The organism is Gordonia sp. AC31 (genome assembly GCF_031844505.1).
In the GTDB taxonomy this organism is placed as follows: Bacteria; Actinomycetota; Actinomycetes; order Mycobacteriales; family Mycobacteriaceae; genus Gordonia; species Gordonia hongkongensis.
The window spans coordinates 328,041-351,670 of the sequence record NZ_JAUZVK010000004.1; the positions used below are offsets into that span (position 1 = coordinate 328,041).

Annotated in this window: 23 protein-coding genes; all 23 read left to right on the forward strand. The window is 69.0% G+C overall.

Features of this window, described 5'->3' with window-relative positions; translation table 11 throughout:
- Positions 1-31: 31 nt before the first annotated feature.
- A complete protein-coding gene (locus tag Q9R39_RS07480) occupies positions 32-532 on the forward strand; it encodes a TIGR02611 family protein (protein WP_083207463.1) in 501 nt (166 codons plus the stop codon).
- Between the two features lie 120 nt (positions 533-652).
- Positions 653-2,749, forward strand: coding sequence for a threonine--tRNA ligase (gene thrS / locus Q9R39_RS07485; protein WP_058250256.1), 2,097 nt, complete (start codon positions 653-655; stop codon positions 2,747-2,749).
- The gene (locus tag Q9R39_RS07490; RefSeq protein WP_058250257.1) at positions 2,742-3,305 is read left to right on the forward strand and encodes an HIT domain-containing protein; all 564 of its coding nucleotides are present in this window, start codon (positions 2,742-2,744) and stop codon (positions 3,303-3,305) included. Before thrS ends, Q9R39_RS07490 begins: the two co-directional genes overlap by 8 nt.
- A gap of 111 nt (positions 3,306-3,416) precedes the next feature.
- Positions 3,417-4,136, forward strand: coding sequence for a phosphatidylinositol phosphate synthase (gene pgsA / locus Q9R39_RS07495; RefSeq protein WP_058250258.1), 720 nt, complete (start codon positions 3,417-3,419; stop codon positions 4,134-4,136).
- Positions 4,133-5,056, forward strand: coding sequence for a phosphatidylinositol mannoside acyltransferase (locus Q9R39_RS07500; protein WP_311277268.1), 924 nt, complete (start codon positions 4,133-4,135; stop codon positions 5,054-5,056). Before pgsA ends, Q9R39_RS07500 begins: the two co-directional genes overlap by 4 nt.
- A 19-nt stretch (positions 5,057-5,075) precedes the next feature.
- Positions 5,076-6,200: a glycosyltransferase family 4 protein gene (locus tag Q9R39_RS07505; protein ID WP_058250260.1), complete on the forward strand. Its 1,125-nt coding sequence runs from the start codon at positions 5,076-5,078 to the stop codon at positions 6,198-6,200.
- On the forward strand, positions 6,200-6,745 hold the full coding sequence (locus tag Q9R39_RS07510; RefSeq protein ID WP_058250261.1) for an NUDIX hydrolase: 546 nt from the start codon (positions 6,200-6,202) through the stop codon (positions 6,743-6,745). Before Q9R39_RS07505 ends, Q9R39_RS07510 begins: the two co-directional genes overlap by 1 nt.
- 96 nt (positions 6,746-6,841) lie before the next feature.
- The gene (gene pdxS / locus Q9R39_RS07515) at positions 6,842-7,753 is read left to right on the forward strand and encodes a pyridoxal 5'-phosphate synthase lyase subunit PdxS (RefSeq protein ID WP_058250262.1); all 912 of its coding nucleotides are present in this window, start codon (positions 6,842-6,844) and stop codon (positions 7,751-7,753) included.
- Between the two features lie 131 nt (positions 7,754-7,884).
- Complete coding sequence (locus Q9R39_RS07520) at positions 7,885-8,751, forward strand: PP2C family serine/threonine-protein phosphatase (RefSeq protein ID WP_058250263.1); 867 nt, start codon at positions 7,885-7,887, stop codon at positions 8,749-8,751.
- Between the two features lie 11 nt (positions 8,752-8,762).
- Positions 8,763-9,533, forward strand: a complete 771-nt coding sequence (locus tag Q9R39_RS07525; RefSeq protein ID WP_058250264.1) for an FHA domain-containing protein — start codon at positions 8,763-8,765, stop codon at positions 9,531-9,533.
- A 170-nt stretch (positions 9,534-9,703) separates the two neighbouring features.
- A complete protein-coding gene (locus tag Q9R39_RS07530; RefSeq protein WP_058250265.1) occupies positions 9,704-10,195 on the forward strand; it encodes a LuxR C-terminal-related transcriptional regulator in 492 nt (163 codons plus the stop codon).
- Between the two features lie 63 nt (positions 10,196-10,258).
- Positions 10,259-11,113 carry an acyl-CoA thioesterase II gene (locus Q9R39_RS07535; protein WP_058250266.1) on the forward strand — a complete coding sequence of 285 codons (855 nt, stop codon included), beginning with the start codon at positions 10,259-10,261 and terminating at the stop codon, positions 11,111-11,113.
- Complete coding sequence (gene pdxT, locus Q9R39_RS07540; protein WP_058250267.1) at positions 11,110-11,730, forward strand: pyridoxal 5'-phosphate synthase glutaminase subunit PdxT; 621 nt, start codon at positions 11,110-11,112, stop codon at positions 11,728-11,730. The genes Q9R39_RS07535 and pdxT overlap by 4 nt, the downstream gene beginning before the upstream one ends.
- 156 nt (positions 11,731-11,886) lie before the next feature.
- A complete protein-coding gene (locus Q9R39_RS07545) occupies positions 11,887-12,642 on the forward strand; it encodes a YebC/PmpR family DNA-binding transcriptional regulator (RefSeq protein ID WP_058250268.1) in 756 nt (251 codons plus the stop codon).
- Between the two features lie 101 nt (positions 12,643-12,743).
- Complete coding sequence (ruvC, locus tag Q9R39_RS07550) at positions 12,744-13,313, forward strand: crossover junction endodeoxyribonuclease RuvC (protein WP_058250269.1); 570 nt, start codon at positions 12,744-12,746, stop codon at positions 13,311-13,313.
- A complete protein-coding gene (ruvA, locus tag Q9R39_RS07555) occupies positions 13,310-13,903 on the forward strand; it encodes a Holliday junction branch migration protein RuvA (RefSeq protein ID WP_058250270.1) in 594 nt (197 codons plus the stop codon). Before ruvC ends, ruvA begins: the two co-directional genes overlap by 4 nt.
- The gene (gene ruvB, locus Q9R39_RS07560; protein ID WP_058250271.1) at positions 13,904-14,992 is read left to right on the forward strand and encodes a Holliday junction branch migration DNA helicase RuvB; all 1,089 of its coding nucleotides are present in this window, start codon (positions 13,904-13,906) and stop codon (positions 14,990-14,992) included.
- A gap of 170 nt (positions 14,993-15,162) precedes the next feature.
- Entirely contained in the window at positions 15,163-15,546 is a 384-nt protein-coding gene (yajC, locus tag Q9R39_RS07565; protein ID WP_058250272.1) for a preprotein translocase subunit YajC, read from the forward strand.
- A gap of 248 nt (positions 15,547-15,794) precedes the next feature.
- Complete coding sequence (secD, locus tag Q9R39_RS07570; RefSeq protein ID WP_231742245.1) at positions 15,795-17,420, forward strand: protein translocase subunit SecD; 1,626 nt, start codon at positions 15,795-15,797, stop codon at positions 17,418-17,420.
- Positions 17,417-18,610 carry a protein translocase subunit SecF gene (gene secF, locus Q9R39_RS07575; protein WP_058250274.1) on the forward strand — a complete coding sequence of 398 codons (1,194 nt, stop codon included), beginning with the start codon at positions 17,417-17,419 and terminating at the stop codon, positions 18,608-18,610. Before secD ends, secF begins: the two co-directional genes overlap by 4 nt.
- Positions 18,611-18,620: 10 nt before the next feature.
- Entirely contained in the window at positions 18,621-20,354 is a 1,734-nt protein-coding gene (locus Q9R39_RS07580) for an ABC transporter substrate-binding protein (protein ID WP_058250275.1), read from the forward strand.
- Positions 20,355-20,370: 16 nt separating this feature from the next.
- Positions 20,371-20,946, forward strand: a complete 576-nt coding sequence (locus Q9R39_RS07585; RefSeq protein ID WP_058250276.1) for an adenine phosphoribosyltransferase — start codon at positions 20,371-20,373, stop codon at positions 20,944-20,946.
- 107 nt (positions 20,947-21,053) lie between these two features.
- Positions 21,054-23,438 (forward strand): bifunctional (p)ppGpp synthetase/guanosine-3',5'-bis(diphosphate) 3'-pyrophosphohydrolase, encoded by a 2,385-nt coding sequence (locus tag Q9R39_RS07590; RefSeq protein WP_058250277.1) that lies wholly within the window; start codon positions 21,054-21,056, stop codon positions 23,436-23,438.
- The last annotated feature ends 192 nt before the right edge of the window (positions 23,439-23,630 follow it).

Here is a 23,630-nt window from a genome sequence, read left to right on the forward strand (position 1 = left end):
GCAGCGGGCCGAATGAACGAGGTGGGAGACGATGCCGACACCGGGGGCGAGCGAGTCGGGAGTGAACGAGACGTCCACACCGAGCGGCGCGCGGACGTCGGCCGACGCGGACCGCGGGTCTCTCCGGCATCGCCTGCGCATCCGCGCACGCCATCGTCGCTACGTCGTGCGCAGCAACCCGAAGTGGCACGGCATGTACCGCATCGCGGTCGGGACCATCGGCACGATCGTCCTGCTGTGCGGAATCGTCGCGATCCCGTACCCGGGCCCGGGCTGGCTCATCGTGTTCCTCGGACTGGGCATCCTGGCGTCCGAGTTCGACTGGGCGCACCGGTTGCTGAAGTTCGCGCGGGCGAAATACGACGCCTGGATGGACTGGATCGGTCGGCAACACTGGTCGGTACAGGCCGTCTTCTGGCTCGCAACCTGTGCCATCGTCATCGCCACCCTGTGGGTTCTCGGCGCGCTCAACACCGTCGCCGGGTGGGTCGGCCTCGACTACGGCTGGCTGGCGAGTCCCATCTTCGGCTGATCTCCGACGCCGCAAGGTAGGGGTGCACTCCACGACGACCCGTCGCGGATACCATCAGAGTCGCAAACGTCCGACCCGGACGCGTCTTCGCGTGTCCGCCCCAACCCGAGGAGCGCCCCCGTGCCCGACGACGTCCAGGTGACCAGCCCCGCCACGATCCGTGTGCCGGCTGGGACGACCGCGGGCACCGCACTGCGCGAGGCCGAGCTGCCCAACAAGGGCCCGGAGGCCATCGTCGTCGTCCGTGACGCGGGCGGGGACCTCCGCGACCTGTCGTGGGCACCTGACGCCGATACCGATGTCGAACCGGTCGCCGCGAACACCGAGGCCGGCCGCAGCGTGATCCGGCACTCCACCGCACACGTTCTCGCGCAGGCGGTCCAGGAGCTGTTCCCCGAGGCCAAGCTCGGCATCGGCCCGCCGATCAAGGACGGCTTCTACTACGACTTCGACGTCGCCGAACCCTTCACCCCCGAGGACATCACCGCCCTCGAGAAGAAGATGAAGCAGATCATCAAGTCGGGTCAGCGGTTCTCGCGGCGGGTGTACGAGTCGAAGGACGAGGCCCGCGCCGAACTGGCCGGCGAGCCGTTCAAACTCGAACTCATCGACGACAAGGGCGCGGCCGACGACGCCGAGGTGATGGAGGTCGGCGGCGGGGAACTGTCGGTCTACGACAACCTCAATCCGCGCACCGGAGAACGCATCTGGTGCGACCTGTGCCGCGGACCGCACGTCCCGACCACCAAGTACATCGCGGCCTTCAAGCTGACCCGCAGCTCGGCGGCGTACTGGCGCGGCGATCAGGCCAACGCCGGTCTGCAGCGCGTGTACGGCACCGCGTGGGAATCGTCGGAGGCGCTGGACGCACACCTGGAGATGCTCGCCGAGGCCGAGAAGCGCGATCACCGAAAGCTCGGCGCCGAACTCGACCTGTTCAGCTTCCCCGACGAGCTCGGCTCGGGACTCCCGGTCTTCCACCCGAAGGGCGGCATCATCAAGCGCGAGATGGAGGACTACGTCCGCGCGAAGCACATCGAGAACGGCTTCCAGTACGTCGGCACCCCGCACATCTCGAAGGAACATCTGTTCCACCTGTCTGGCCATCTGCCGTACTACGCCGACGGCATGTTCCCGCCGATCCACGTCGACGAGGAACGCAACGAGGCAGGGGAGATCACCCGCCAGGGGCAGGACTACTACCTCAAGGCAATGAACTGCCCGATGCACAATCTGATCTTCCGGTCGCGCGGACGGTCGTACCGTGAACTGCCGCTGCGGCTCTTCGAGTTCGGTCACGTCTACCGCTACGAGAAGTCGGGCGTCGTGCACGGTCTGACCCGCGTCCGCGGGTTCGCCCAGGACGATTCGCACAGCTATGTGACGCCGGAACAGGCCAAGGACGAGATCAAGCATCTGCTCGATTTCATCCTCGGGCTGCTGCGCGACTTCGGCCTCGACGAGTTCTACCTCGAGCTGTCCACCCGTGACGACTCGCCGAAGTTCATCGGTTCCGCGGAGCAGTGGGCCGCCGCGACCGCCATCCTCGAAGAGGTGTGCGTCGAATCAGGTCTCGACCTCGTGCCCGACCCGGGTGGTGCCGCCTACTACGGACCGAAGGTCTCGGTTCAGGCGAAGGACGCGATCGGGCGTACCTGGCAGATGTCGACCATCCAGTACGACTTCAACCAGCCGGCCGGATTCGACCTCGAATACACCGCCGCCGATGGCACCAAGCAGCAGCCGGTGATGATCCACTCGGCGAAGTTCGGCTCCATCGAGCGGTTCTTCGGCGTGCTCACCGAGCACTACGCGGGCGCGTTCCCGGCGTGGCTCGCACCGGTCCAGGTGGTCGGCATCCCGGTCGCGGAGGCGTTCGAGGGACACCTATTTGATGTGGTGGCCGACCTTCTCGCCGCCGGTGTCCGCGCCGAGGTCGACGCCTCCGACGACCGGATGCAGAAGAAGATCCGCAACCACACCACCGGCAAGGTGCCGTTCATGTTGCTGGCCGGCGAACGCGACGTCGAGGCCGGGGCGGTGAGCTTCCGGTTCCGCGACGGCACACAGGTCAACGGCGTACCGGTCGCCGATGCGGTGTCGGTGATCGTCGAGTGGGTCCGGAGCAGGCGCAACGAGTCGCCCACCAAGGAGTTGGTCGAGGCCGCGCTCGGCGAGGTGGAGACGGTCGTGGTGGCGGGGGCGCTCGATGAGTGACGCCGCGTTCGGTGAGGCGCCCGGCGAGATCCGAGACGAGGGTGTCGGTGTGGCGGATCGCCTGCAACGGCTGTGGAGTCCCCACCGGATGACCTACATCGCCGACCCGCAACCGGCCGAGAAGACGGGGCACCCGTTCCTCGACATCCCGACCATGAGCGATGAGGACGGTCTCATCGTGGCGCGTGGTGACACCGTCTACGCGGTGCTGAACCTGTACCCCTACAACCCGGGGCACACCATGGTGGTGCCGTACCGGCAGGTCGCCGACCTCGAGGATCTGACCGCCGCGGAGTCCGCGGAACTGATGGCGTTCACGCAGCGGATGATCCGCACGATCAAGGCGGTGTCGAACCCCAACGCGTTCAACGTGGGTCTGAATCTCGGCTACGCGGCCGGCGGTTCGTTGTCCGAGCACCTCCACCAGCACATCGTGCCGCGATGGATGGGCGACGCGAACTTCATCACCATCGTCGGCGAGACGAAGGTCATGCCGCAGTTGCTCCGGGACACTCGCGGACTGCTGGCCACCGCCTGGCAACGGCTGGACGACTGACCCCGCTGTGAGCGATCGGGTGCCGGTGCGATCAGGTGAGGCGATGTCAGACGAGAGCGATCGGGAAGCGCTGAGCCACGACGCGGCGCGAGATGGGGGAGGAACTCGGCGATGCTGAGCATTCTGGGTCGGGCATCGGTCTCGAAGGTGACCCTCCCGATGGGTCGGGCGCTCCTGCGGACCGGGCTGACGCCGGACTCGGTGACGGTGATCGGCACGCTGGCCGGCGTCGCAGCCGCCCTCACGCTGTTCCCGATGGGGGAGCTGTTCTGGGGCACGCTGGTCATCTGGCTGTTCGTGATGTTCGACATGCTCGACGGCGCGATGGCCCGTGCCCGGGGCGGCGGCACGCGATTCGGCGCCGTTCTCGACGCGACCTGTGACCGCGTCGCCGACGGCGCCATCTTCGCCGGCCTCGCCTGGTGGTGCGCGGTCACCGAACCCCACGACCTGCTCCTCGTCGCGACCCTCATCTGTCTGGTGACCTCCCAGGTCATCTCGTATGCCAAGGCCCGCGCGGAGGCGAGCGGCCTGTACGGCGACGGCGGTCTCATCGAGCGGCCCGACCGGCTGATCATCGTGCTCGTCGGCGCCGGTCTCACGGGTCTCGGCCTGTGGTGGGCCATCCACGTCGCGATGTGGTTCCTCGCGGTCGCCAGTGTCATCACCGTCGGGCAGCGGATGTGGTCGATCGCGCAGTCGCCGGGTGCGCGGGACCTCATCCCCATCGCCTCGGAACCCGCAGACACCGGGCCCTCAGACACCGAGAACGGCGATGCCGAACCCTCGTCCGGCTCGGACGGTCAGACCCCGCCCGCGGGACAGCGATGACCGATCTCGGCGCGATGGCCGCCGATCTCGGGTACCGGGCCGGCTGGGCCGCCGTTCGCTGGGCTCCGGAACGCGCCGCGCGGGGTCTGTTCGACCGTGCCGGCAGCTACGCGGGTCGTCGTGGCGGTGGCCCGGACCAGTTGCGCCACAACCTGGCCCGTGTCCTGGGCGTGGAACCCGCGCAGGTGCCCGACGACCTCGTCGCCGACGCCATGCGCTCCTACGCCCGGTACTGGTGCGAGGCGTTCCGCCTGCCGACGCAGGATCGTGCGACCGTCACGTCCACCGTCACGCTCCCCGACGAGGACCGGGCCCGACTGGACGCCGCGCTGGCGAGGGGCAAGGGAGTCATCCTGGCGCTGCCGCACACCGGCAACTGGGACATGGCCGGTGTCTGGCTGGTCCACCATTACAGCAGGTTCGCGACGGTCGCGGAACGCCTGAAGCCGGAGTCACTGTTCAACCGGTTCGTCGCCTACCGGGAATCGCTCGGCTTCGAGATCTTCCCGCTGAGCGGTGGCGAGCAACCCCCGTTCGGGCAGCTGGCCGACCGGCTCCGCGCCGGCGGCATCGTGTGCCTGCTCGGCGAACGCGACATCGCCCGGCACGGGGTGCCGGTGACCTTCTTCGGCGAGCGAACCCGCATGCCGGCGGGGTCCGCACGGCTGGCGATGGAGACCGGTGCCGCGCTGATGCCCGTCCATCACTGGTTCGAGGAGGCGCCGTACTCCCGGATGTGTTGCGGGGAGCAGATCGACGTCTCCGGTGGGATCGAAACGGCCACCCAGGCCCTCGCCGACGCCTTCGCGGTCAATATCGCCGCGCATCCGGCGGACTGGCACATGCTGCAGCCGCTCTGGGAGAGCGACTGGACCGACCGTCAGCGCGGTCGCGTGGAGCAGGACGGGACGCCGACATGACGACGACCAGGGGAGTGCTATGCGAATCGGAATGATCTGCCCTTACTCGTTCGACGTGCCCGGGGGTGTACAGGCCCACGTCACCGAACTCGCCGACGTCTTCCTCGACCGGGGCCACGAGGTCAGCGTGCTCGCCCCGGCCGGCCGCGACACCGAACTGCCGGACTACGTCGTCCGGGCGGGGCCCGCGCTGGCGATCCCGTACAACGGCTCGGTCTCCCGGGTGAATTTCAGTCCCAAGGGCTACCTGCGCTTGCGTCGCTGGGTCGCCGAGAACGGATTCGACGTCCTGCACGTCCACGAACCGAATTCGCCGAGCATCTCGATGCTGTCGTTGATGGTGGCCTCCGGGCCCATCGTCACCACCTTCCACACCGCCACCTCGAAATCGTTGTGGCTGAGCGTGTTCCAGGGAATCCTACGGCCGTATCACGAACGGATCGCGGGCAAGATCGCCGTCTCCGAGCTCGCGCGTCGCTGGCAGATGGAGTCACTCGGCTCCGATGCCGTCGAGATCCCGAACGGCATCAACGTCGCGTCCTTCGCCGACGCCGAGCCTCTCGAGGGGTATCCGCACCCGGGTGGAACGATTCTGTTCCTCGGCCGTTTCGACGAACCGCGCAAGGGCATCGATGTGCTCATGCGTGCGCTGCCCGCGGTCGTGGAGAGGTTCCCGTACGTGCGGGTCCTGGTCGTCGGCGGCGGCAACCAGGCGGCGCTGCGGCGGCGGGCGGGTCCACTCGCCGAACACCTGGTGTTCCTGGGGCAGGTCGACGACGCGACCAAGGCGCGGGCGCTGGCCTCCGCCGACGTCTACTGCGCGCCCAACCTCGGCGGCGAGAGCTTCGGCATCGTCCTGGTCGAGGCGATGGCGGCCGGGGCGGCGGTGATCGCCAGCTCCCTGAACGCCTTCCGGCGGGTGCTCGACGACGGCCGGGCCGGGCGACTCGTCGAGACGGGTTCCCCCGATCAACTCGCCGCCGGCCTCGTCGAACTCCTCGCCGACCCGGAGGCGCGCGGCGACCTCGTCGCCGCCGGACGTATTCGGGCCGACAAGTACGACTGGTCGCGGGTGGCCGACCAGATCCTCCGGGTCTACGACACCGTCACCGTGGGAGCCGGTCCGGTCGTGGTGTCGGACTGATGGCCACCTGGATCGTCCTCGGCGTGGTGGCCGTGCTGCTCGTGGCGGGATGGGCCTACCACACGGCCAACCGCCTCGACCGGCTCAACGTCCGCGTCGATCTCGCCCGCCAGGCGCTCGAATCGAACCTCGACCGGCGCGCGGTGGTCGTGCGTGCGGTGTCAGCGGAGATGATCGCCGGCGACGGCGCCGCGAACTCCCGCACGTCCGTCGACGACGGCGTCGCCGCCCAGGCGCGAGAGCTCGCCACGCTGGCCGATCGCGCCGAGCGGGCCGCGCCGTCGGCACGTGAGGACGCCGAGAACGCGCTGTCGGCCGCACTGGCGCGCACCGACCCGAATCGTCGGTCCGCGGCCCTCGTCGTCGAACTCGCCGACGCCGAGACGCGGGTGATGATGGCGCGTCGGTTCTACAACGACGCCGTGCGTGACACCAGGGCCCTCGCGCAACGACGGCCCGTTCGATGGCTGCGGCTCGGCGGCCACGCGGCACCCCCGGAGTACTTCGAGATCATCGAGCGCGTCACCCCAGGCCAGGCGGACTGATCCCTCGTCGGGGGCCCTCGGCCCCTCACCTAGACTGGTGGGCATACCGCCGCCGCGAACGCGGCAGGTCGGGACTGCGACACGAGGAGATCTTCAGTGAGTCACAACGGCGCGACCGTTCCCGAGGTCGGCCAGGGCACGGCCCGGGTCAAGCGCGGCATGGCGGAGATGCTCAAGGGCGGCGTGATCATGGACGTCGTGACCCCCGAGCAGGCGAAGATCGCCGAGGATGCCGGCGCGGTGGCCGTCATGGCTCTGGAGCGGGTGCCCGCCGACATCCGTGCCCAGGGTGGGGTGTCGCGGATGAGCGATCCCGACATGATCGACGGCATCATCGCCGCCGTCTCGATCCCGGTGATGGCCAAGGCCCGCATCGGCCATTTCGTCGAGGCGCAGATCCTGCAGAGCCTCGGGGTGGACTACGTCGACGAATCCGAGGTCCTGACCCCGGCCGACTACAGCAACCACATCGACAAGTGGGCCTTCACCGTGCCGTTCGTGTGCGGTGCGACCAATCTCGGTGAGGCCTTGCGCCGGATCACCGAGGGCGCGGCCATGATCCGCTCGAAGGGCGAGGCCGGCACCGGCGACGTGTCGAACGCGACGACCCACATGCGCAAGATCCGCGACGAGATCCGGCGTCTGACCTCGTTGCCGAAGGACGAACTGTACGTGGCCGCAAAGGAATTGCAAGCTCCCTACGAGCTGGTGGTCGAGGTGGCCGAGGCCGGCAAGCTGCCGGTCACGCTGTTCACCGCGGGCGGGATCGCCACCCCGGCCGACGCCGCGATGATGATGCAGCTCGGCGCCGAGGGTGTGTTCGTCGGATCGGGGATCTTCAAGTCGGGCAACCCGGCACAGCGGGCCGCGGCGATCGTGCAGGCGACCACGTTCCACGACGATCCCGACGTGCTGGCGAAGGTCTCGCGCGGCCTTGGTGAGGCGATGGTCGGCATCAACGTCGACGACATCCCGCAGCCGCACCGCCTCGCCGAGCGCGGCTGGTGACCGCTTCGTCCGAATCGTAGGTGGTCAGACCGACCGCCGGCCGCCGCGGCGCCCCGTCTCAACACGCCGGAGACCGAACAGTCGACATGCGTGGCGGGTCAGGGGCTTCGCGGCGGTAGTATCTGCTGATCATGGATGCGGCGACCATCGTTCGAGACGCTTCGGTCTCGGGCACACACATCGTGGGTGAATTGCGGCTCGAGTGGTCCGCCGCGTGCAATGTGGGGCGAGTCCGGGAGACGAACGAGGACGCGGCACTCGCGCTGCCGGGGATGTACCTGCTCGCCGACGGCATGGGCGGGCACGACAGCGGCGAACTGGCCAGCGAGGCCGCACTGCTCACCTTGTCGGAGGCCACCAGCGCGGGTGAACTCAAGGCGACCCAACTGCAACTCGACGATCTGTTGCTCGCCGCCCAGCGGCGCATCGGCGAGATCGACACCGAGACCGAGCGACGCGCGGGTACCACCGCCACCGGCATCGTGCTCGTCACCCACGAGCAGAGCCCGCACTGGCTGGTGCTCAACATCGGCGACTCGCGGACCTATCGCTTCCAGAACGGGTCGCTCAACCAGCTCACCACCGATCACTCGCAGGTCCAGGAATTCATCGACGCCGGATTCCTCACGCCCGAGCAGGCCCGAACCGACCCGCGCCGCAACGTGATCACGCGTGCGCTCGGCGCGGGCATGGTCGACCCGGTCGCCGATTACTCGAGTACGCCGGCATTCCCGGGGGATGTGCTGCTGCTGTGTACCGACGGTCTGACCGGGGAGCTGCCCGACGAGGAGATCGGTGACATCCTGCGCAATGCGGAGGACTCCCGGCAGGCGGCCGAACGGCTCGTCGACGCCGCCCTGGCGCTCGGCGCGCACGACAACGTCACCGTCATCGTCGTGAGTGTCCACGAGTCGGTGCCGACCCTCACGATGCCCGCGCTCGACGACTCGGCGCAGGGAGAGGCCGCCGGAGCTGCTCCGGCCCCCGACCCGAGCTGATCGGAGGACTGATGACCACGGGTCAGGACCGGGCCGAGACATCCCCGGCAGAGTCCGGCGACGCCGCGCTGGACGCCGGGGCGACCTACGTCGAATACTGCGGCGAGCGCATCGCGCTCGACGCCGACCGACGGTTCTTCATCGGCCGCGAAGCGGATCTGTCCATCGACGACAACCCCTATCTTCATCGCCGATTCCTGGTGATACACAACGAGAACGGGCTCTGGTGGCTCACCAATCTCGGCACGCACCTGTCGGCGAGCGTCTCGGCGGGCGACGTCGGGTTCTCGGCGACCCTGGGCCCCGGTGCGCGGATGCCGCTCGTCTTCGGTGAGACGACCATCGTGTTCACCGCCGGCCCGACGACCTACGAGCTGAGTCTGTTCGCCCGCGCACCGCAGGTGAAGTCGGTGACGCGGCCGGAATACAGCGGCGGGCACACGACGCAGGGCGTGCCGACGCTTACCGAGAGCCAGAAACTGCTCATCATCGTGCTGGCCGAGGAGATCCTGCGGCGTGAGGGGACCGGCTCGAGTGCCATCCCGTCGTCGGCGCAGGCGGCGCGCCGGCTGGGCTGGCCGCTGACCAAGTTCAATCGCAAACTCGACAACGTCTGCGACAAACTCGATCAACTCGGGGTGAGCGGAATGCGCGGTGGGGGCGGAAAACTCGCGAGCAACCGCCGGACCAAACTGGTGGAGTACGCGGTGTCGTCACGCATCGTCACGCGAGAAGATCTCCCCCTCATCGACGCCGAGGCGGCCCGAAACGCGGCCGACTGAGTCAGCCGCCGCGTCTGCACGTCGCTGACCTGCGGTTTCACCGTGGGTAGTTCTCCCCACGGGTAGGGGAGTTCTCCCCATCGACCACCCGGGCCGCAGCCCATAATCTTCATCTCATCGCCGGGAGAACCCGGAAGACCACCGGTTGAATGAGTGAAGAGGAAGCACACATGACTGCGATCGCCCATCAGGCCCCCCAGCACCTGCGCTCGGTCAGCGCTCGTCGTGACGCGGAGGCCATCGCCCGCCGGAAGGAAGCCCTGGCGCGTCTGGCGGCTCGCCGGATGCCGTTGCCCGGCCACCAGATCCAGACGCCGCGCGCGGGTCAGCCGCTCGGCCTGGGCCATCGTCCGGGACACCCCCACCTGCACCGTGCGGTCGCCGTTCCCGCGCTCACCGAGGTCCCCGAGGTCGCGGAGGCCACGGCCGACCGGGCCAAGCCGAATCTCACCTCGCGCGAGGTCGAGGTCCTGCGCACCTGGATGCTCGTCGACTCCAAACCCGCTGTGGCCCAGGAGCTCTACATTTCGCTCGGTACGGTCAACACCCACCTCACCCGGATCCGGGCCAAGTACGCCGAGATCGGCCGTCCCGCCCCGACGAAGGCATCGCTGGTCGCCCGGGCCATCCAGGACGGGATCATGACCCTCGACGAACTCTGATCGCCGGCCGCGCTTCGGCGGGCAGGGGAGTGCCCACCGGCGCCGTGCGCGATACTGGTCTGCGTGGCAGCCATCGAGGACATACTCCAGGTCGAACAGATCGAGACCGACATCTACCGCGGCGGTGCGTTCCCGAGTCACCTGCAGCGCACCTTCGGCGGCCAGGTCGCCGGTCAGGCCCTGATGTCGGCGACCCGCACGGTGTCCGACGAGTTCGACGTCCATTCCCTCCACGGTTACTTCCTGCGTCCCGGTGACCCGGATCGTCCGGCGGTGTTCCTCGTCGACCGCATACGCGACGGACGGTCGTTCGTCACCCGGCGGGTGACCGGCATCCAGAACGGCGAGGCCATCTTCACCATGTCGGCGTCGTTCCACGTGCGCACCGACCAGGGCTACGAGCACCAGGACCGGATGCCGCCGGCCCCGCAACCGGACGAGCTCACCGACCGCCTCGACGAGCTGGCCGAGGAAGAGCGCGCGGTGTTCAAGGAGTGGCGCAACTTCGATCTGCGCATCGTGCCCCCGGAGAAGATGGTCACATCGTCGTATTTCGCTGCGCAACAACGAGTCTGGTTCCGCTACCGCCATCGGCTGCCCGACGACACCGTCTTCCACGTCGGCACGCTGGCCTACATGAGCGACATGACCCTGCTCGGGTCCTCGCGTGTGCCCCACCCCGAATCCAATCCGCAGGTCGCCTCGCTCGACCATGCGATGTGGTTCATGCGGCCGTTCCGCGCGGACGACTGGCTCCTCTACGACCAGACGTCGCCGTCGGCGGGCGGTGGTCGCGCCCTGACCCAGGGACGGATCTTCGATCGACAGGGCCGCCTGGTCGCGGCGGTCACCCAGGAGGGGCTGGCGCGCACCGGCCGCGTGATGCCCGACGACCAGCACGCCCGGACCGATCGGTGAGCGAAGGGAACCGGCCGCGGATCGGGGTTCTGGCACTGCAGGGCGATGTGCGCGAGCACGTCTTCGCGCTCGAGGCGGCCGGCGCCGACGCCGTGGCGGTGCGACGCCCGGCCGAACTCGACGAGGTCGACGGAATCGTCATCCCCGGCGGTGAATCGACGACGATGAGCAAACTGCTCGGCATCTTCGACCTGTTCGACCCGCTGGTGGACAAGCTGTCCGACGGCCTCCCGGCGTACGGGTCGTGCGCGGGCATGATCATGCTCGCCTCCACGATCCTCGACACCCGGCCCGACGCACGGCATCTGGACGCCCTCGATGTCACGGTGCGGCGCAACGCATTCGGGCGTCAGGTGGAGAGTTTCGAGACCGACCTGGAGTTCACCGGGATCACCGACGCCGAGGGCGCCGCGCCGATGCGCGCGGTGTTCATCCGGGCGCCGTGGGTCGAGTCCGTCGCCCCGGAGGTCGAGGTCCTGGCGCGTGTTCCCGGCGGCCCGGCGGCCGGGCGGATCGTCGCGGTGCGTCAGGGGAACGTGCTCGCGACGTCGTTCCACCCGGAGGTGACCGGCGACCGGCGCGTACATGAATACTTCGTGGAGATGGTGCGTCGGTAAGATCGTGCCGAACCAGCGGTAGACCACGAGCCCGGCACGCCGGGAACAACCCAACAGGGCGCACCACCAACAGGGCGACCGGATACAGGTAGAAGTGCGCCGGATGCGGGCCACGGCCCGCCGCACGTGCCGGCGCCGGGAAAGGAATCGACGGACATGAGCGGCCACTCCAAATGGGCCACCACCAAGCACAAGAAGGCGGCCATCGACGCCAAGCGCGGCAAGATGTTCGCCAAGCTCATCAAGAACATCGAGGTGGCGGCGCGGACCGGCGGCGGTGACCCGGCGGGTAACCCCACACTGTTCGACGCGATCCAGAAGGCGAAGAAGTCCTCGGTCCCCAACGACAACATCGAACGCGCACGCAAGCGCGGCGGTGGTGAAGAGGCCGGCGGCGCGGACTGGCAGACCATCATGTACGAGGGCTACGGGCCCAACGGCGTCGCCGTGCTCATCGAATGCCTCACCGACAACCGCAACCGTGCGGCCGGCGAGGTCCGGACCGCGATGACGCGCAACGGCGGCAACATGGCCGACCCGGGTTCGGTCTCCTACCTGTTCACCCGCAAGGGCGTGGTGACGCTGGAGAAGAACGGACAGACCGAGGACGACGTCCTGATGGCCGTGCTCGACGCGGGCGCCGAAGAGGTCACCGATCTCGGCGAGTCCTTCGAGATCGTCAGCGAGCCAAGCGATCTCATCGCCGTCCGCAGCGCGCTGCAGGAGGCCGGGATCGACTACGACTCCGCCGAGGCCAGCTTCCGCGCGTCGGTCGAGGTCGCGGTGGACGCCGACGGCGCACGCAAGGTGTTCAAGCTGATCGACGCCCTCGAGGACTCCGACGACGTCCAGAACGTCTACAGCAACGTCGACATCAGCGACGAGGTCCTCGCCGAACTCGAGAACGACTGACAGCCGCCGCCTCTCCGGTGTGTTGATCACCGGACTTGTCCGTCCTCCCCGATAAGATCTCGAACAACTGTTCGCAGATCACCATGCCTGGGAGGGTACGAGTGCGCGTCATGGGCGTCGATCCGGGTCTGACCCGGTGCGGTATCGCGCTGGTCGAGTCGGGTCGGGGGCGGACGGTGACCGCCCTCGACGTGGACGTCGTGCGCACCCCCAGTGACATGGAACTCGCCGAGCGGTTGCTCGCGATCTACACCTCCGCGTGTCACTGGCTCGATGTTCACCAGCCCGACGTGGTGGCCATCGAGCGGGTCTTCGCGCAGAACCAGGTGTCCACGGCCATGGGGACCGCGCAGGCCGGCGGCGTCATCGCGCTCGCGGCGTCCCAGCGCGACGTACCGGTGCGCTTTCACACCCCGTCGGAGGTGAAGGCGGCGGTGACCGGCAGCGGACGGGCCGACAAGTCTCAGGTCACCGCGATGGTCACCCGGATTCTCGGCATGCAGACCAAGCCGCGTCCCGCCGACGCCGCGGATGCGCTCGCGCTCGCGATCTGTCACTGCTGGCGCGGACCCATGATGGAGCGGATGGCAGCCGCACAGAAGCAGGCCGACGCCGCCGCGGCCCGGCACCGCGCGCGGGTGGCCCAGGCACGAGAGGGGAGTCGCGCATGATCGCGTCAGTCCGCGGACCGGTGCTCGAGATCGCGCTCGACCACGCCGTGATCGACTGCGGGGGAGTGGGATACCGCGTGCTGGCGACGCCCGCGACGCTGTCCCGGCTGCGCCGCGGTGACGAGGCGACGCTGCTGACCTCGATGATCGTCCGCGAGGACTCGATGACGCTCTACGGCTTCACCGAACCCGACGCCCGTGCGCTGTTCGCGCTGCTGCAGACGGTCACCGGCGTCGGCCCGAGACTCGCGATGGCGACCCTCGCAGTCCTCGAGCCGGATGCGTTGCGACGCGCGCTCGCCGAATCCGACACCAAGTCACTGACCTCGGTACCCGGCATCGGCAAACGCGTGGCCGAACGGCTGTGCGTCGAACTGCGGGACAAGGTGGACCGGCCCACGGGAGAGGCGTCGACCGGTGTGACCGTCGTCGGCGGTATTCGCGAGCAGGTCGCCGAGGCGCTCGTCGGGCTCGGGTTCACCGCGGGCCCCGCGGAGAAGGCGGTCACGACGGTACTCGCCGAGAATCCCGACGCCGATGCGTCCACCGCGCTGCGTCACTCGCTGTCACTGCTCGGCAAGGCGTCGTAGATGGGCGGCGATCCGGACGACGTCGACGATCGGGACGTGAGCGCGATGCCGGTGCGCTCCGACGGCGACCTCGACGCCGGTCTCCGTCCCCGGTCACTCGCTGATTTCATCGGCCAGCCGCGGGTCTGCGAACAGCTCGAACTGGTCCTGCACGGGGCCAAGGGCCGCGGTGGCACCCCCGACCACATCCTGCTGTCGGGACCGCCCGGGCTCGGCAAGACGTCGCTGGCCATGATCATCGCCTCGGAGATGGGCGCCGCCATCCGGGTGACCTCCGGTCCGGCACTCGAGCGGGCCGGCGACCTCGCGGCCATGCTGTCGAACCTCGTCGAGGGCGACGTGCTGTTCATCGACGAGATCCATCGCATCGCGCGCCCGGCCGAGGAGATGCTGTACCTCGCGATGGAGGACTTCCGCGTCGACGTCGTGGTCGGCAAGGGCCCGGGAGCGACCTCGATCCCGCTCGACGTCGCACCCTTCACGCTGGTCGGGGCGACAACACGGTCGGGGTCGCTGACGGGCCCGCTGCGCGACCGGTTCGGGTTCACCGCGCACATGGAGTTCTACGAGCCCGACGAACTCGTCCGGGTGCTGCACCGCTCGGCCGGGATCCTGGGCATGGAACTCCGCGGCGACGCCTCGGGCGAGATCGCGCGCCGGTCGCGGGGCACGCCCCGCATCGCGAACCGGCTGCTCCGCCGGGTCCGCGACTACGCCGAGGTGAGGGGAGACGGGTCGATCACCGTGGACGTCGCCCGCGCGGCGCTCGCGGTCTACGACGTCGACGAACTCGGCTTCGACCGTCTGGACCGGGCGGTCCTCGACGCCCTGATCCGCGCCTTCGGCGGGGGGCCGGTCGGGGTGTCCACGCTGGCCGTGGCCGTCGGCGAGGAACCGGCGACCGTGGAGGAGGTCTGCGAGCCGTTCCTTGTGCGCGCGGGCATGATCGCGCGGACGCCGCGCGGGCGGGTGGCCACCGCCGCCGCCTGGCATCACCTCGGACTCACCCCGCCCGCCGGTGCGATGAACGCCACCTTCGGGGTGCGTCCCCGTGACGTGGCGGCCGACACGCTGTTCGACGACCTCTAGCCGGATCTTCGACGACCGTCGAGGACACCGGCACCACCTGCGGGGATGAGCTCCGCGCAAGACGTGGCACACTGTGTGGAGCACAGCTGAGCTGATGCTGCCCGGATTCGTCCGGACAGGCCGCTCGCTCACGCCGTACCCACTGATACCCAAAGGACTGACTCGCACTCATGGACGCTCTGCTCTTCCCGCTTCTGCTCGCCCTGCTGGCCGGCTTCATGTTCCTGTCGATGCGGAAGCAGAAGAAGCGTGTGGCCGAGATGCAGGAGATGCAGAACTCGGTGTCCACCGGTACCCGCGTCCAGCTGACCTCCGGTCTCTTCGGCACCGTGATCGACGCGAGCTCGCCCGACGTCGTCGATGTCGAGATCGCCACCGGCGTGGTCACCCGCTGGAACCGGCTGGCCGTCATGCGCGTCGTCCCGACGGATGAGGCCGCGGCCACCTACGCCGGCCACGTCGCCCCGGAGATCGAGTCCGACGACTACGGCGACGCCGACTCGGTCAGCCTGGACAAGCCCGCCACCGACAACGCGCGCGACAACGACAAGTAAGCCGCATCCGCGCCGCGTCGGACCACGACGCGGCGCGCCCGTCCGTCTGCACCGCCTCCGACGCGCTTCCGGCGTGTCCCGGCCAGGAGTGGACGATGGGTCATGCCGGTCGGGCTGCTCGTCGGCCGGTTGACGCTCTCAAGGAGACCTGAACAGCTGTGACAACTCCCTCTCGGACTTCGGGGAAGGGTCGGACTGCAGGGAAGCGGTCGCGACCGGCTCGAGAGATCCCGCCGTGGCGTCCGCTCGTGGCCTTCATCGGCCTGCTCGCGGTCGTCTACGGACTGATATTCTTCACCGGACCCCAGACCATCGAACCGAAGCTCGGTATCGACCTCCAGGGCGGTACGCGCGTCACGCTGACCGCGCGGACCGAGGACGGTCAGGCGGCGACCCGAGAGCAGCTCGATCAGGCCAAGCAGATCATCGAGCAGCGCGTGAACGGGCTCGGCGTCTCCGGTTCCGAGGTCGTCGTCAGCGGTGACAACCTGATCATCACGGTCCCCGGCCAGGACGGCGCGCAGGCCAAGTCACTCGGCCAGACGGCGCGCCTGTACGTCCGACCGGTCGTCGGGCAGCCGGCCATGGCGACTCCGCAACCGCCGAAGCCCGAGAGTGCCGACGATCAGGCCGACGCCCTGCCCACCGAGGCCGCGGCAGCCGCCATCGACGAGCAGCGCAAGCTCCGTCAGGCGCCGGGGAACGCGACCCCGCAGCAGCTCGAGGCTCTCCAGCAGCAGATGGCGAAGATGGACTGCTCGCCGACGGCCAACGACCCGCTGCTGGGCAACGACCGCCCCGACCAGTACCTCGTGGCCTGCTCGACGGACGGCTCGGAGGTCTACCTCCTCGGCCCGGAGATCATCGACGGTCGCGACATCAAGAACGCGAACGCCGGTACCGATCCGCAGACCGGCGAATGGGTGGTGACCCTCGAATTCGAGGGTGAGGCCGCCAGCTTCTGGCCCAGGTACACCGCCGAGCAGGCCCCCAACCGGACCCAGACCGCCTTCACGCTCGACTCGCGCGTCGTCTCGGCGCCGGCGATCAACGAGCCCATCCCGGGCGGTCAGACCCGGATCAGCGGCGGTAGCGCCAGTCCGTTCACCGAGTCGTCGTCGAACGAACTCGCCAACGTGCTGAAGTACGGCTCGCTGCCGTTGTCGTTCACCGCCTCCGACGCCGAGACGATCTCGGCGACACTGGGTCTCGCGTCGCTGCAGGCCGGCCTGATCGCCGGACTGGTGGGCCTGGTCGCGGTGTTCATCTACGCCCTGGCCTACTACCGCATGCTCGGCATCCTGACGGTGCTGTCGCTCGTCCTCGCCGGGGCCATGGTGTACGGCATCATCGTGCTGCTCGGTCGCTGGATCGGGTTCACCCTCGACCTCGCCGGCATCGCGGGTCTGATCATCGGTATCGGTATGACCGCCGACTCGTTCGTCGTCTACTTCGAACGAATCAAGGACGAGATGCGCGAGGGGCGCAGCTTCCGGTCCGCGGTGCCCCGCGGTTGGGCGAGCGCGCGCCGCACCATCTGGTCCGGCAATGCGGTGAGCTTCATCGCCGCCGCGGTCATCTACATCCTGGCGATCGGCGAGGTCCGCGGCTTCGCGTTCACACTGGGTCTCACCACGATCCTCGACGTCATGGTCGTGTTCCTGGTCACCCACCCGCTGGTCGTCTACGCGAGCCGTTCGACATTCCTGTCGAAGCCGAGCGTCAACGGACTCGGGGCGATCAGCGAGGTCGCCCGCCAGCGTCGCGTCGCCGCGCACCGGCAAGCGGGTGCGGCCACCGCCGGCACGTCTGCATCGTCGACGGACGCCGACCACACCACTGACGCCACTCGGGAGAAGGGGACCGTGCGATGACCGGGCCGGACAACAAGGCAACCGGCGACTCGGCCGTCCTCGACGCCGACAAGGCGCAGCCCGGCGCGGACGCCGACTTCGTCGCCGATCGCAACCGCTCGTTCCTGTCCCGGCTCTACACCGGTACCGGTGCCTTCGAGATCGTCGGGCGCCGCCGCATGTGGTACGGCGTCACCGCGGCGATCCTGCTGATCTGCCTGGCCTCGATCGGAATCCGCGGGTTCACCCTCGGTATCGACTTCGAGGGCGGCACCCAGATGTCGGTGCCGGTCGTCTCCTCGGAGATCACCGCGGAGTCCGTCGAAGAAGTTGTCACCGCGACCCTCGGCGAGGCGCCCGAATCGGTACAGACCGCGGGAGCCGGTGGCAGCCAGACGGTCCAGGTGCGCACCGAGACACTCGATCTCGCCCAGGCGGAGTCGGTGACGCGCGCGCTCGCCGACGAATTCGGTCCCGAACTCGCGCCCGCCGAGGTGAGCATCTCGGATGTGAGCTCGACGTGGGGCAGCGAGATCACCGAGCGCATGCTGATCGCGCTGGCCGTGTTCCTGGTCATCGTCTTCGTCTACATCGCGGTGCGATTCGACCGGGAGATGTCCATCGCGGCGATGGGGTCGCTGTTCTTCGACCTGATCGTGACCGCCGGTATCTACTCGCTCGTCGGGTGGGAGGTCACCCCGGCGACCGTCATCGGCCTGCTCACCATCCTCGGCTTCTCGATCTACGACACGGTGGTCGTGTTCGACAAGATCTCCGAGAACACCCGCTCGGTGCTCCAGACCACCCGGCGCACCTACGCCGAACAGGCCAACCTGGGTGTGAACCAGACCCTCATGCGATCGATCAACACCACCGTCATCTCGGTGCTGCCGATCATCGCGCTGATGGTCATCGCGGTCTGGCTGCTCGGCGTCGGAACGCTCAAGGATCTCGGGCTGATCCAGCTCGTCGGTGTCCTCGTCGGTACGTTCTCGTCGGTCTTCCTTGCCGCGCCGCTCCTGGCGACACTGAAGGAACGTCGCCCCGACATCGGCCGGCACACCGAGAAGGTCCTCCGACGTCGCGCCGGGCTCCCGTCCGACGAGCCGCGGCCGGTCCGGACGCGCCGAGGGGCATCCGCCGGGGCAGCAGTCGACACCGACGACGCGGACCGCGCGGTCCCGACCGGCAAACGCCGCCGCAACCGCTAGTCTCTGCGACGTGAGCGTTGGACGCCGGGAGTTCGTCAGGGTCCTGAGCCTCCTCGTCGGGCTCGTCACGGTCGCCGGGCTGGTGACGGCCTGCGGCGACGACGGGCCGCCGACGATCGACTACGTGGTCGACGCGCGGATCACGACCTACAACGCGAACACGGTGAGCGGCAACGCCGATGGCGTCCTCATGGCGACCACCCGGCTGCTGCCCGGCTTCAGTCTGCTGGGCCCGGCCGGCCAGGTCATCCCGGATCGCGACGTCGGCACGGTCACCCAGGTGCCCGGCCGCGTGCCGACCCTGCGGTATGACTTCAACCCCGAGGCGACCTTCTCCGACGGGGTGGCCCTCGACTGCGACGATCTCGTGCTCGCCTGGGCGGCGATGAGCGGACGGCTGCCCGGCTTCACCCCGGCGACCACCGCCGGCTATCGCGACATCGACTCGGTGAACTGCGCGGCCGGCGACAAGAGCGCGACCGTCACCTTCGCGCCCGGACGGGAGTACCGGAACTGGCTCTCGCTCTTCGGCGCCGGGGCGATGATGCCGGCGCATGTGGTGGCCCGCGTGGCCGGCCTCTCCGACGTCATCGACCCGATCCGGGCGATGGACCGGGCCGCCGTCGGACGCATCGCGGACGCATGGAACACCGGCTTCGACCTGACGTTCGGACCGGTCGATCACGCGCACTATCCGGCGTCGGGTCCGTATCGCATCGACCGGTACTCGCGCTCGGGCGGACTCGTCCTGGTGCCCAACGACGAGTGGTGGGGCGACAAGCCGGAGACCTCGCGCGTCGTCGTCTGGGGGCGCGGGACCGACGCGACCCGCCGGCTCCCCGACGGGCGATTCGACGTCGTCGACGTGACGGCCGGCCTCGTCGACGGTGACATCGCCGGTTCGGCGGGGGCCGCCGGGACGTCCTCGCCGGCGCGCGCGCTGGGCGTCGAGGAACTCGTCCTGGCGGGCCGCGGCTTGTTCGGCGATGTCCGGATGCGCCGGGCGTTCGCCTCCTGCGTCCCGCGAGCCGACCTCGCGCGCGATTTCGGCGCCGGCGCGCAGGTCTGGAATCTCCGGGTGCTCTCCCCGGCAGACAATCTGGCCGCACAGATGAACACCGAATTCGGCCAGGCCTATCAGCGGCCGGACATCGAACGAGCGCGCGGACTCGTCCGGGCGGCCACCGTGCAGGGCGCGGTACAGGATCCGGCCGGCGGCGAGGCGGCCGGTTCGGAGGTCGCGCTGCGACCGCGGACGGTACGCATCGGCTACGTCGCGCCGACTCCGCGCTGGCAGCAGATGACCGCGGCGATCGCGGCGTCGTGCCGCGCAGCGGGGATCGTCGTCGAGGACGCGTCCTCACCCGACCTGCGGCCCGACGCGCTGGGCCGCGATGTCGACGCACTCATCGTCGCCGGGGGCGCGTCATTCGCCGCGGCCGGTGCTGCCGACCCGAGCCGGGACGCCTACGCGTTGCGCGGCGGAGACCCCCTGAACCTGTCCGGCATCCGGGAGCCGATGGTGAGTCGGGGAGTGGATCAGCTCGCGACGACCGTCTCGGCGCCCGACCGACTCCGTCTGGCCCGGTCCATCGAGAACGCGACCTGGGCGACGATGCCGTCGGTGCCCCTCTTCGCGGCGCCGCGGGTACGGCAGTGGAAGGATCGGGTGGGCAACGTGGTGGCCGGTCTCGGCCGCGACGGCACCGGATGGAACATGGATCGGTGGACGATCCGTGGCTGAGCAGGGGAGTGAAGCGATGGGTGGTGTCGTGCCCGACCGTACGGCGGAGGCGGTCTCGCGAGCGCAGGCGGCGATCGCCGAACACGCTCGCCTCGTCGACGACTTCCCGGCTCCCGGAATCGCTTTCAAGGATCTGACACCGGTCCTCGCGGACCCGGAAGGGCTGTCGACGATCGTCACCGCGCTCACGCATGGTTGTTCGTCGATCGACCTCGTGGCCGGTATCGACGCGCGCGGGTTCCTGCTGGGCGGCGCGGTCGCGCGTGAGCTCGAGGTCGGGGTGCTGGCGGTCCGCAAGGGCGGCAAGCTGCCGCCGCCGGTCCTCGCCATCGACTACAGCCTCGAATACGGGCAGGCAACGCTTGAGATCCCGGCCGACGGCCTCGACCTCAGCGGGCGGCGTGTCCTGCTCGTCGACGACGTGCTCGCCACCGGCGGGACGGCGGTCGCCGCGGCCGAACTGCTCCATCGTGCGGGTGCGCACGTCGTCGGGGTCGCGGTGATCATGGAACTCGCGGGTCTCGGCGGCCGGGACACGATCGCCCGTGGCCTCGGACCGGACGTTCCCGTGCATGCGGTCGCACTGGACTGACGGCGTCGACCCGGTCATGGGCGGGCCGCGACTAGAATCGGCTGAGCCCGCCCGGCAGGCCGGACGGGTCACCGTATGCCGACAGACAACCGTGAGGAGGACCGCTGATGCCCGATGAATCCGACACGGCGCAGCGTGGCGTGACCCCCGCGGGTAACCCGGACGCCGGAGCGACGTCGGCCGAGACCGCCGACCGGCCGAACGCACCGGCCGCGGTCGGCTCCATCCAGCCGGGTGCGTCGGCCTCACGCCGGGTGCGCGCCCGCCTCGCGCGCCGTATGACCGCAACCCGCAGCCAGGTCCGGCCGGTCCTCGAACCGCTGGTCACGCTGCACCGCGAGATCTACCCCAAGGCCGACGTGGCGTTGCTGCAGCGCGCCTACGACGTCGCCGACGAACGGCACAGCGGCCAGAAGCGCAAGTCCGGCGATCCCTACATCACCCATCCGCTGGCGGTCGCCACGATTCTCGCCGATCTGGGCATGGACACCACGACCCTCATCGCGGCGCTGCTGCACGACACGGTCGAGGACACCGGCTACTCCCTGCAGGCGCTGGAGAAGGACTTCGGACCCGAGGTCGCGCACCTCGTCGACGGCGTGACCAAGCTCGACAAGGTCGCCCTCGGCAGCGCCGCGGAGGCCGAGACCATCCGCAAGATGATCATCGCGATGGCGCGCGATCCGCGCGTTCTCGTCATCAAGGTCGCCGACCGGTTGCACAACATGCGCACGATGCGCTTCCTGCCGCCGGAGAAGCAGGCGCGCAAGGCCCGCGAGACCCTGGAAGTCATTGCGCCACTTGCTCATCGACTCGGCATGGCGACGGTCAAATGGGAACTCGAGGACCTGTCGTTCGCGATCCTGCACCCCAAACGCTACGAGGAGATCGTCCGGCTCGTCGCCGACCGCGCGCCGTCCCGCGACACCTACCTGGCCCGGGTGCGAGCCGACATCAACAATGCGCTGGCCGGTGCGCGTATCAACGCAACCGTCGAAGGGCGGCCCAAGCACTACTGGTCGATCTATCAGAAGATGATCGTCAAGGGCCGCGACTTCGACGACATCCACGACCTCGTCGGGATGCGCATCCTCTGCGAGGAGGACCGTGACTGCTACGCCGCCGTCGGTGTCGTGCACTCGCTGTGGCAACCCATGGCGGGGCGCTTCAAGGACTACATCGCCCAGCCGCGGTTCGGCGTCTACATGTCGTTGCACACCACTGTGATCGGACCCGAGGGCAAACCGCTCGAGGTGCAGATCCGCACGCACGAGATGCACCGCACGGCCGAGTTCGGGATCGCCGCGCACTGGCGCTACAAGGAGAACGGCTACCGCAAGTCGGGCAAGAAGTCCGACACCGCCGAGATCGACGACATGGCCTGGATGCGCCAGCTGCTCGACTGGCAGCGGGAGGCCGCGGACCCGGGCGAGTTCCTGGAGTCGCTGCGCTACGACCTCGCCGTGCGCGAGATTTTCGTGTTCACCCCGAAGGGCGATGTCATCACCCTGCCTGCCGGGTCGACCCCGGTCGACTTCGCCTACGCGGTCCACACCGAGGTCGGGCACCGCTGTATCGGCGCGCGCGTCAACGGCCGGCTGGTCGCGCTCGAGCGCACGCTCGAGAACGGCGAGGTGGTGGAGGTGTTCACCTCCAAGGCGCCGACCGCCGGTCCGTCGAAGGACTGGCAGACATTCGTGGTCTCGCCGCGCGCCAAGGCCAAGATCCGGCAGTGGTTCGCCAAGGAGCGACGCGAGGAGGCCCTCGAGGCCGGCAAGGACGCGATCGCCAAGGAGGTCCGCCGCGGCGGGCTCCCGCTCCAGCGGCTCCTCAGCGCGGAATCGATGTCGACGATCGCCCGCGAGTTGCGCTACACCGACGTCACCGCGCTCTACACCGCGGTCGGTGAGAACCACGTCTCCGCACGGCATGTCGTCAACCGGCTGGTCGCCTCACTGGGTGGCATCGAGGACGCCGAAGAGGCGATCGCCGAGCGGTCGACGCCGTCGACGATGCCGACCCGGGCACGTCAGGGCGGCGACGCGGGCGTCATGGTCGACGGCATCGACAACGTCGTGATCAAACTCGCCAAGTGCTGCACCCCGGTGCCCGGCGACGACATCCTCGGTTTCGTCACCCGCGGCGGCGGGATCAGCGTGCACCGCACCGACTGCACCAACGCCGAATCGCTTCGGCAGCAAGAGGAACGAATTCTCGACGTGTCCTGGGCCCCGTCGCCGGAATCGGTGTTCCTGGTGGCGATCCAGGTGGAGGCGCTCGACCGGCACCGGCTGCTGTCGGACGTGACCAAGGTGCTCGCCGACGAACGCGTCAACATCCTGTCCGCGTCGGTGACGACGAGCCGGGACCGGGTGGCCATCAGCAAGTTCACGTTCGAGATGGGCGACCCGAAGCACCTCGGGCACGTGCTCAACGTGGTGCGCAACGTCGAAGGCGTCTACGACGTCTACCGGGTGACCTCGGCGGCGTGATCGGGAGGCTCTGTTCTGATTCGCCAGCCCACTCCCTCTGCTCCCTGAGGTGCGAGCGAAGCGAGCCACGAAGGGCCGGGTGAGCTGCCTCGCCAGGCCCTTCGTGGCTCGTCGCTCGCGCTCCTCGCACCTCAGGGATCACGGGTTTCGAGGTTCTTTTGGATTAGGGATCAGAGTTCCCGGCGCCTAGGA